The organism is Fodinibius sp., from assembly GCF_041642155.1.
GTDB lineage: Bacteria > Bacteroidota > Rhodothermia > Balneolales > Balneolaceae > Fodinibius.
This window is the reverse complement of record NZ_JBEPWZ010000375.1, coordinates 1-2,553: the sequence shown is the minus strand read 5'-3', so window position 1 is coordinate 2,553 and position 2,553 is coordinate 1. Positions and strand designations below refer to the sequence as shown.

Genomic DNA, 2,553 nt, shown 5'->3' with positions numbered 1-2,553 from the left:
ACGCCAATTCCGGCTAACACCCAGGGACTCTGCATCCAGCTGCCGAAAAGATTCCCGGTAAAGGCGGCCGCCACGCCCAAAACGCTATACATCGAAACGATACCCATCACATACACCAGGGCCCGGGAAAAGGTTCTGCCTGTTGATACGCCATCCCGGGCATTGCCGCCGAACAGCGATACGGTAACAGACATCATGGGATAGACGCAGGGGGTCAGATTGAGCGCGAGGCCGATCAGGAAAATGCTCAGGAATGCCCAGAGCGAACCCTGTTCGTTAAACATGGAGGCAATTTCATTGCCTGACTGGGATACCGATCCGCGGTTTTCATCGAGTCCGTCAAAAAGGTCAACATTGGCCGGGATATCTTGACTGCCAACGGTAAACGGAAATTCGAGCTCGACCGTACTGGGCGGCAGGCAAACCTCGTCGCTGCACGCCTGGATGGTTAATGTTCCGTCGAGCCGGTAGGTTCCCGGTTCCAGGTTACTGCCGGTTTTTGCCTTAAGCACCACGTGGGAAGTACCTTCATAGACATCCAATATCTCTTCGGCAAAATTGAATTTTTTCTGCAGCGGAGTGGGATACTGAATATCTGAAACAATGGCCTGGTCGCTGGTTGACATATCCAGCTCAACACCGATAAGGTAATCGAGGGGGGGATTATGGGCATTGAGATGCCATCCTTCATCGATATTCATGGCAATGGCAAATTTCAGTTCCGATCCCGCCTGCACGGAGTCCTGGCCGGAACTGACCTCTATCGAAACTTTATCCAGGGTTCCGCCCGCATTGTCTGGACCGGCGAAAGACTGTCCCTGACCCATAACGGGCAGGGATATCAGCAGAAAAAGGAGCGTTGAAAACAAATGCCTGGGTTTGAATACGTTCATAGAATTTTAATTTTAGAATCAGAGAATTTGTAGATCATCCTTATCGGGCCGCCAGCTTTTCAAGTAGGGGCTGCAGTTTGTCTTTCGTGAGCATGCCCGGTGCGACGTATTCGACCTGTCCCTTTTTATTAATGATGAAGGTTGTGGGTATGGCGCGAATAGGTCCATACTCACGCGAAACACTTCCGTCGTCAACCATGATGGGATAATTGATGCCCATATCTTCGGCATAGGGACGTACCTTTTCCCACCCTTCCTCGTCAAGTGAAACACCGGCAAAAAGGACGCCATTGTCATTTAATTCTTCATGGAGCTCCATGAAGTCGGGAATCTCTTTACGGCAGGGAGCGCACCAGGTAGCCCAAAAGTTGAGTACGACAATACGTCCCTGCTGGTCGGACAGGGTAAATTCCTCTCCCTCCATTGTTTTGAGGGTAAAATCGGGAGCATCTTTAAATTCCTGCTCGTTATTTTGAGTTCCGGCTGTTTCGGAAGCTGTTTGAGCAGTATTCGTATCATTTGACGGCTGTTCTTTGGCCGTGTCGCAAGACATAAGCAAAACCGCAATGCTGAAACTGAACAGAAGTTGTTTTGTGAAGTAGATAATGTTCATAATGGAAAAGTTAATTCTTTAATTTTTTAGTTTCTGTAGAAACGTCTGTTTTTTTGGATCTATCAGACTTATTCAGAGCGGGGATCTTGCAGGCTGCCCGTCCGCTCAGCGTCGAGGGCACAATAGTTGTACCCGAGTTCAGCAGTTCGGAATTCTTTTGCTGGTTGCCAAACAGATCGATGGAGACAAAGCCCAGGATAAAGGCTATGGCAAGCAGGAGCAGAATTTCTTTATGCCGATTTAAATGCTGCATCGTCATTGCCGGTGGTCGTTATAATGTGATGGTTTGATATCCTTTTTCCTGCAGGTCGAAGATGCGAATCAGGCCGTTCTGGACAACCTGTACACCATCCGGGAGTTCCGATTCATCGATCGAAAATTTGTTCATTGACATTCCACAGGCAGTAATTGTAATTCCCTTTTGCTGAGCTTCATTAATAAGATCTTCGTTGCTGTTTATTTGAGTGATCTTATTACCGCAGAGTATGACTTCAAAATTCCCGATATTGTGGTTATCATCGGAAAGCATATCTACGGTTTTTACAGCGGCCCGCAGGTGGTTATAATTTCGAACCAGCATGGCATAATCTTGCTCTGTGCCAGGATGTATTCGCGTCTGCCCATTGGGTTCGACAGGCTGGCTGGAGACACCGGGAACAATGATGACACTTAGTAAAAACGCAGTACATATTTGTTTGATTGTAAACATGGGTGAATTATGCTTTTTGTAGTTGAAATTTTTGATCGAGGGAATAGGGACAACTGCCATTGGCAGAAAAATAAATAAGTCCGCCGAGCAGCCCTATATTTTTAAAAAGGGGCCCCAGGGTGTGCATACCCTGGGTTTGCACGGTAACGGTAATGGGGATAAGGATCAGGATTAGTACAAGAGCTGCCTGCTTTGTACGGTAGCCAAGGATTAGTGCTACAGCAGTCAGTACCATCCCTATCCCGGAGAGGAAGACCAGGGGTTCGGGAGGGATATAACTTCCCAGGATCTGCCCTAACTCAATGTTTAACAACCGCTCCGTGACAGCATGGGATTGC

5 protein-coding genes are annotated in these 2,553 nt (G+C 47.9%); all 5 read right to left on the bottom strand.

Going from position 1 to position 2,553, the window contains the following annotated elements; all coding sequences use genetic code 11:
- On the bottom strand, positions 1-893 hold an 893-nt coding region (locus ACESLU_RS14120), incomplete at its 3' end, for a protein-disulfide reductase DsbD domain-containing protein (protein WP_372639274.1).
- Positions 894-933: 40 nt separating this feature from the next.
- Complete coding sequence (locus ACESLU_RS14115) at positions 934-1,506, bottom strand: TlpA family protein disulfide reductase (protein ID WP_372639273.1); 573 nt, start codon at positions 1,504-1,506, stop codon at positions 934-936.
- Between the two features lie 10 nt (positions 1,507-1,516).
- A complete protein-coding gene (locus tag ACESLU_RS14110; RefSeq protein WP_372639272.1) occupies positions 1,517-1,759 on the bottom strand; it encodes a hypothetical protein in 243 nt (80 codons plus the stop codon).
- An 18-nt stretch (positions 1,760-1,777) separates the two neighbouring features.
- Complete coding sequence (locus tag ACESLU_RS14105) at positions 1,778-2,215, bottom strand: DsrE family protein (RefSeq protein WP_372639271.1); 438 nt, start codon at positions 2,213-2,215, stop codon at positions 1,778-1,780.
- 7 nt (positions 2,216-2,222) lie between these two features.
- The coding region (locus ACESLU_RS14100) for a DoxX family protein (RefSeq protein ID WP_372639270.1) at positions 2,223-2,553 on the bottom strand (331 nt) is incomplete at its 5' end.